4 protein-coding genes are annotated in these 7,283 nt (G+C 72.2%); all 4 read right to left on the reverse strand.

Going from position 1 to position 7,283, the window contains the following annotated elements; genetic code table 11:
• Positions 1 to 60: 60 nt before the first annotated feature.
• The 4 genes from ACWGJO_RS40350 to ACWGJO_RS40365 all read right to left on the reverse strand — a co-directional run bounded on the left by ACWGJO_RS40350 (position 61) and on the right by ACWGJO_RS40365 (position 7,155).
• Entirely contained in the window at positions 61 to 1,908 is a 1,848-nt protein-coding gene (locus ACWGJO_RS40350; protein WP_452190763.1) for a trypsin-like serine protease, read from the reverse strand.
• 142 nt (positions 1,909 to 2,050) lie between these two features.
• Positions 2,051 to 3,784 (reverse strand): trypsin-like serine protease, encoded by a 1,734-nt coding sequence (locus tag ACWGJO_RS40355; protein ID WP_452190765.1) that lies wholly within the window; start codon positions 3,782 to 3,784, stop codon positions 2,051 to 2,053.
• Positions 3,785 to 3,875: 91 nt separating this feature from the next.
• The gene (locus ACWGJO_RS40360) at positions 3,876 to 5,450 is read right to left on the reverse strand and encodes a trypsin-like serine protease (RefSeq protein ID WP_452190767.1); all 1,575 of its coding nucleotides are present in this window, start codon (positions 5,448 to 5,450) and stop codon (positions 3,876 to 3,878) included.
• A 94-nt stretch (positions 5,451 to 5,544) separates the two neighbouring features.
• Positions 5,545 to 7,155 carry a trypsin-like serine protease gene (locus tag ACWGJO_RS40365; protein WP_452190769.1) on the reverse strand — a complete coding sequence of 537 codons (1,611 nt, stop codon included), beginning with the start codon at positions 7,153 to 7,155 and terminating at the stop codon, positions 5,545 to 5,547.
• Between the last annotated feature and the right edge of the window lie 128 nt (positions 7,156 to 7,283).

Raw genomic sequence — 7,283 nt, forward strand, 5'->3', positions numbered from 1 at the left:
GCTCCCCGACGGATCGGGGAGCAGCCGGGCCCGGAGTGCTTCGGGGCGTTCCGCCGAGCGTCAGCCGGTGATCATGGTCTTGCCGGGGACCGTCGTCAGCCCGCCCCAGACCCGGCCCGGGCCGGGCTTGTACGAGGCGTGGTTCAGGACCCCGTCCTGACCGGTGGCGAAGAGGTCCATGACGCCCGCCGTGGCGTTGAACGTCGCGGTCGGGAACCGTCCGGCGGTGAACTTCCAGTCACCCAGGGCGGTCCAGTCACGCCACGGCTTGCCGTCGGGGATCCACTCGGTACGGGAGAGGATGCCGTCACCGCCCACCGCGAACAGCTCGAAGCCTCCGGTGGCGGGGTCGAAGACCGCGGACGGCGAGCCCGCGAACTGCCGGCCGGGGACGTCGTACCAGCCGCTCCACTTCGCCATGCCCTGCGTGTAGTAGGAGTGCGCGACACCGCCGTTGGTCTGCGTCGCGAACACCTCCACGGTCCTGGTGACCGGGTTGTAGGCCGACGTGGGGCTGCCGGCGAACCGACGGTTGTCGTCCTGGTAGTACCACTCGTGCCAGTTCGCGCCGTCCATCTTCCAGTACGTCTGGCACAGCACACCGTTGGTGCCCACCGCGAACAGCTCGATGGCGCCGGTGGACGGGTTGTAGACGGCGCTCGGGCTGCTCGCGAAGTGCCAGTTCTCGTAGATGCCGTACCAGCCGCTCCACTTCGCCATGCCCTGCGTGTAGTAGGAGTGCGCGACACCGCCGTTGGTCTGGGTGGCGAAGACGTCCGCGGTCTTCGTCGCCGGGTTGTAGACGGCCGTGGGACTGCCGGTGAACCTCCGGTTGGAGTCCTGGGCGTACCACTCGCTCCAGCCCTGGCCGTTCGGCAGCCAGTAGGTCTGCTTGAGCACGCCGTCGGTGTCGATCGCGAACAGCTCGACGGCGTCGGTCGCGGGGTTGTACAGCGCGGTGGGAACGCTCGCGAACGCCCAGTTGCCGCCGATCTGCGTCCAGCCGCTCCAGGTCGTACCGTCCGAGCTGGAGGAGAACACCACGTGGCGGTTGCTGTCGACGGCGAAGACCGTGGAGGTCTTCCGGACCGGGTCGTAGACCGAACTGTTGGCCGCCGGATTGGCGGTGACGGTGTCCCACCAGCCGCCGCGGACCTGGTCGATCCACCCGCCGAGGTCGTCGACGCGGGAGGAGTACGCGCCGGTGCGGGTCTCGGTGGCCGGGACGCCCAGGCAGCCTCCCTGCCAGGAACGGGAGGCGACGGCGACCAGTTCGGCCCTGCCGTTGACCTGACGGATCGCCGGGGCGCCGGTGTCGCCCTTGCAGACCGCCGCACCGCCAGTACCGGTGGTGCCGATGCCCGTCGGGCTCACGGTGTCGAGGCTGAACGCGCCGGAGTGGAGCTTGTTGGTGATCCACTCGTCCTTGGTCCGGCCGTAGCCGGGCACCCGCAGCGTCTCCCCGGCGCTGGGGGCGGTGGTGGCGATCGCGAGCGGCGCGACGCCGTTGACCGGCGCGGCCAGCCGGGCGAGGACCAGGTCACGGTCCTGGCGCGGCGCCAGCTCCACCACCTCCGTCACCGTGCCCGCGCCGGTCGTCAGGTCGGTGCGGCCGATGGTGGCGGTGGTCTTCCACTTGGGCGCGCCCGCCGCGAGGGCCTGCGGCTGCGCCGGGTCGTCGGAGAAGCAGGAGGCCGCGGTGGCCACCCAGTAGCGGTCCACCAGCACGCCGGTGCAGGCGCGCACGTTGTCGCCGATCACCAGGCGCGCGGTGTAGGCGTAGGTGCCGTCGGCGGCCGGGTCGCCGACCACGGCGACGGCCGGGGTGAAGGTGCTCAGCGTGCCGGCGGCAGCGGCCGCGACCAGCACGCCGGCCCGCCAGGAGCGGACCTGGGACTTGCGGGACATGAGGGATCTCCCTGGAACGTTCGAGAGGGACGGCACTCCGCGGGTGCGCGGGGTGCGGAGAGGCTTCACCGTCGACGGTGCGCCGACCCGTGACGGCCCGCCCCGCGGGTGACGGGGCGGGCCGTCCCGGGTCTGCGGCGGGTCAGGGTGCGGAGGGGCCGCCGTGGAAGCGGACCCAGCCCGGGCCCTGCGGGTCGACGGACCACAGGGTGTTGTTGACGTCCCGCACGTAGGTGACCAGGTGCTTGGTGGCCGGGTCGACGACGGTCTGCGGGACGACGTCCGCGGCGAGCGCGGTGCCGGACGGGGTGAGGAGGAACTCGGTCCACGTACCGGTGGAGAAGTCCAGCGAGTTCAGCCGGTTGTTCGGCCCGTTGACGTACACCACGGTCCGGTTGCCGGTCTTGTCGGCGACCGCGACCGGGTCGGTGGCGGCCCGCACGCCCCAGTCGCGCCAGCCCGGGCCGAACGGGTCGACGGACCACAGGTGGTTCGCGGCGTCCCGGACGAACGTGGTGAAGTGCCCGGTGGCCGGGTCGACCACGGTCGAGGGGACGGCGTCGGGGGCCAGGGCCGGCGGGACGAACTCGACCCGGCCGGCGCCGCGGCGGTCGATGGAGTTCAGCCGGTTGTCCGGCCCGTTGACGTGGACGACGATGTGGCCGTCGTTCGGGTTGACGATCGGGACGGGGTCGGTGGCGGCCAGGCCGCCGTAGTCGTACCAGCCCTCGCCCTGCGGGTCCACCGACCACAGGTGGTGGGCGGTGTCGCGGACGAAGGTGACCAGGTGGTTGGTGGCCGGGTCGACGACGGTGCGCGGCACCGCGTCAGGGGCCAGCACCGTGCCGGACGGGGTCGGGACGAACTCGGTCCAGTGCTTGGTGGTGCGGTCGTAGGACCAGAGCTTGTGGTCCGGCCCGTTGACGTACACCATCACGTGGTTGGTGGCCGGGTCGGCGATCGCGGTGGGGCGGGTCGCGGCGTAGGGGCCCAGGTTGACCCAGCCCTCGGCCAGCGGGTCGACGGACCACAGGTTGTTCCTGTCGTCCTGGACGAAGGTCAGCCGGTGCCCGGTGGCGGGGTCGACCACAGTGAACGGCGAGGCCTTCACCACGGTCCCCGAGGGGGTCGAGTGGCGGACCTTGGTGATCCACATGCCGAGGTCGTCCACCCGGGTGGCGTACGCGCCGGTGCGGGTCTCGGCGGCGGGCACGCCCAGGCAGCCGCCCTGCCAGGACCGGGAGGCCACGGCGACCAGCTCGGCCCTGCCGTTGAGCTCGCGGACCACGGGGGCACCGGTGTCGCCCTTGCAGACCGCCGCACCGCCCGTCCCCGTGATATCGACGCCGGTCGCGCTCACCGTGTCGAGGCTGAACGCCCCGGTGTGCGCCTTGTCCGGGACCCATTCGGCCTTGGTGCGCCCGAAGCCGGACACCCGCAGCGACTGCCCGGCCGTCGGCGCGGCGGTGCCCACGTCCAGCGGCGTGACGCCGTCGAAGGGCGTGGCGAGGCGGGCCATCACCAGGTCCCGGCCCTCCGCCTTCGCCAGCTCGACCACCTGGGCCGACTTCGCGCCGACGGTGGCGGTGGTGTTCCACTTCGGTGCGCCGTCGGCGAGCGTCTGCGGCTGCGCCGGGTCGTCGGAGAAGCACGACGCCGCGCTGAGCAGCCAGTACTGGTCGATCAGCGCGCCGGTGCAGCCGCGCAGGTGGTCGCCGATGACGATCCGCGCGGTGGTGGCGGAGGTGTTGTCGGACGCCGCGTCGCCGGAGACGGCGCCGGCCGGGGCGAAGGTGGTCAGCGTGCCGGCGGCGGCCGCCGCGACGGCGACCAGCACACCCGCCCGCCGGGAGCGGAACTGGGACTTGCGGGACATGCGGACTTTCCCTTCGAGTGGGCCTGCGGAGCCCCGCGGGGACGGTCGGTCTCGTGCCGACGGCCCCCGCGGGGAACGGGTGCGGGGCGGGTCAGCCGGTGGTGGCGGCGATGCCCTGGATGGCGCTGCTGTCGACCTTGTAGAAGGTGGTCCAGCTGCCGTCGGCCTTCTTGTCGGCGGTCCAGATCGCGTCGTCGAGACCGATGGCGAACAGCCGGATGGTGTCGCCGATGGTGGCGGCGGCGACCTGCTTGACGCCCAGGACGCCGGGTACCTGGTCGAAGGTCGTCCAGGGGCCGTTGGCGGTGCTGTCGGTGGTCCAGATCCGCTGGTCGCCGCCGACGGCGAACAGCCGGACGGTGGTGCCGATCGTGGTGGCGGTGATGTGCTGGATGGCGCTGCTGTCGATGGCCTCGAAGGTGGTCCACGTCCCGGCGGTGTAGTCGCCGGTGGTGGTCCAGATCTTGCCGTCGCCGCCGATGGCGAACAGGCGCACGGTGTTGCCGACGGCGGTGGCGGTCACCTGCTTGATGGCGCTGCTGGGCAGGGGCTCGAACCCGGTCCAGGTGCCGGCGGTGTAGTCGCCCGTCGCGGTGTAGATGCGCTGGTCGCCGCCGATCGCGTACAGGCGGACCGTGTCGCCCATGGCGACGGCGGTCACCTGCCGCATGCCGCTGTTGTCCGGCACGACCTGGAGCGGGCTCCAGGCGTTGGTGGTGGTGTTCTTCGCGGCGGTCCAGATCCGCTGGTCGCCGCCGATCGTGAACAGGCGCACCGTGTCGCCCATGGTGACCGCGCTGACCTGACGCGTGCCGATGCTGTCCGGAACCGCGTCGAAGGTGCCCCACACGTTCGTGGTGTACGCGCCCTCGTTGGTCCAGATCCTGCTGTCCCCGCCGAGCGCGAACAGCTCACTGGCCGGACGGGAGGCCTTCACCTGCTTGACCCAGGCGCCGAGGTCGTCGACCCGGGAGCTGTACGCGCCGGTGCGGGTCTCGGTGGCTGGGGTGCCCAGGCAGCCGCCCTGCCACGAGCGCGAGGCCACGGCGACCAGCTCGGCCTTTCCGTTGACCTCGCGGATGGCGGGGGCACCGGTGTCGCCCTTGCAGATCGCGGCGCCACCGGTGCCGGTGGTGCCGATGCCCGTCGGGCTCACCGTGTCGAGGCTGAACACACCGGTGTGGAGCTTGTTCGGCACCCACTCGTCCTTGGTCCGGCCGAAACCGGGAACGCGCAGCGACTGCCCGGCCGTCGGCGCGGTGGTCGCCAGCGGCAGCGGAGCGACACCGTCCACCGCCGTGGCCAGACGCGCCATCACCAGGTCACGGTCCGTACGCGGCACCAACTCGGCCACCTGGGCCGACTTCGCGCCCACCGCCACGGTGGTGGTCCACTTCGGCGCGCCGGCCGCCAGGGCCTGCGGCTGCGCCGGATCGTCGGAGAAGCACGACGCGGCCGTGACCACCCAGTAGCGGTCCACCAGCGCACCCGTGCAGCCGCGCAGGTTGTCACCGATCACCAGCCGCGCGGTGGAGGCGTAGGAACCGTCGGCGGCCGGGTCGCCGACCACGGCACCGGCCGGAGTGAAGCTGCTCAGCGTGCCGGCGGCGGCGGCCGCGACCAGCACACCCGCCCGACGGGCGCGGACCTGGGACTTGCGGGACATCAGGAATTCCCCCCTGAGAAGTACGAGAAGTGGGTGTCCCGCCGGACCGGCGGCCGGGTGGCGGCCGGCCCGGCGGGACATGGTGCGGGCCGGGTCAGCCGGTGGTGGCGGCGGTGATCGCCTTGACACCGGTGATGCCGCCGGGGACCTCGCCCCACGGGGTCCATCGGCCAGCGTTGTAGTCGGCGTCGCGGTTGTAGACCTTGTCGTCCTCGTTGATGACGACGACGTGGACGACGTTGCCCTCGGCGCTGCTGCTGATCGCCTTCAGGTGGTTGTCGCTGACCTTGGTCCAGGCCGGGTCCCAACGGCCGGCGTCGAAGTTGCCGTTGGTGCTGAAGAGGGAGCCGTCCGAGCCGATGATCTGCAGGTCGACGATGTTGCCGCGGGCAGCCGCCGTGATGCCCTTGACGTCGACCGCGTTGCCGGGAATCTCGCCCCACGGGGTCCAGCTGCCGTCAGGCCGGTTGTCGCGGGTGTAGACCCGGCCGTCCTCGTTGATGGCGAAGACGTGGACGACGCCGTCGGCGGTGGTGGCGCTGGTGATCGCCTTCAGGTTGTTGACGCCGACCTGCTCCCAGGAGCCGACCCACCGGCCGGCGGTGTAGTCGGCCTGGGTGCTGTACAGGGATCCGTCGACACCGATGATCTGCAGGCTGACGGTGTTGCCGCGGGTGGACGCGGTGACGCCCTTGACCCCGACCGCACCGCCCGGGACCTCGCCCCACGGGGTCCAGTAGCCACCGACCTTGCCGTCACGCGTGTAGACCTTGCCGTCCGAACCGACGACGAAGACGTGCAAGGTGTCACCGATCGCCACCGAGTCCACGGCGGAGAGGGCGCCGCTCGGAACGGGCGACCACTTGCCGAGCCAGCTGCCGGCCTTGTAGTCGGCCACGGTGTCCCACAGCTTGGTGTCCGAACCGATGACCTGCACGTGCAGGCCGGCCGTCACCTCCGTCGTACGGAAACGCACTTCCTGCACCCAGCCGGCGAGGTCGTCGACCCGGGAGCTGTACGCGCCGGTGCGGGTCTCGGTGGCCGGGGTGCCCAGGCAGCCGCCCTGCCAGGAGCGGGAGGCCACGGCCACCAGCTCGGCCTTGCCGTTGACCTCGCGGATGGCAGGGGCGCCGGTGTCGCCCTTGCAGACCGCCGCGCCACCGGTACCGGTGGTGCCGATGCCCGTCGCGGCCACGGAGTCGAGGCTGAAGACACCCGAGTGGAGCTTGCCCGGCACCCACTCGTCCTTGGTCCGGCCGAAACCGGGAACACGCAGCGACTGCCCGGCCGTCGGCGCGGAGGTCGCCAGCGGCAGCGGAGCGACACCGTCCACGGGCGTGGTGAGGCGGGCCATCACCAGGTCACGGTCCGTACGCGGCACCAACTCGGCCACCTGGGCCGACTTCGCGCCGACCGTCACGGTGCTGGTCCACTTAGGCGCGCCGGCCGCCAGGGCCTGCGGCTGCGCCGGGTCGTCGGAGAAGCACGACGCGGCGGTCAGCACCCAGTAGCGGTCCACCAGCGTGCCGGTGCAGCCGCGCAGGTGGTCACCGACGACGAGCCGGGCGGTGGCGGCGTAGGTACCGTCGGCGGCCGTGTCACCGACCACGGCCTGGGCCGGGGCGAACGTGGTCAGTGTGCCGGCGGCCACGGCCGCGACCAGCACACCCGCCCGCAGGTTGCGGGACGAGGAGGTGCGAAGCATGAGGTGTTCTTCCCAACGTGAAGGGCGGATGCGGGTGGTGGTGGTCAGCCGGTGACGGTCAGCTCGACGAGGGCGGCCGGGTCGCTGCCGGTGCCCACGCCGACTCCCTGGAAGCCGTTCGTGGGGAC

Source organism: Kitasatospora sp. NPDC054795 (assembly GCF_053611565.1).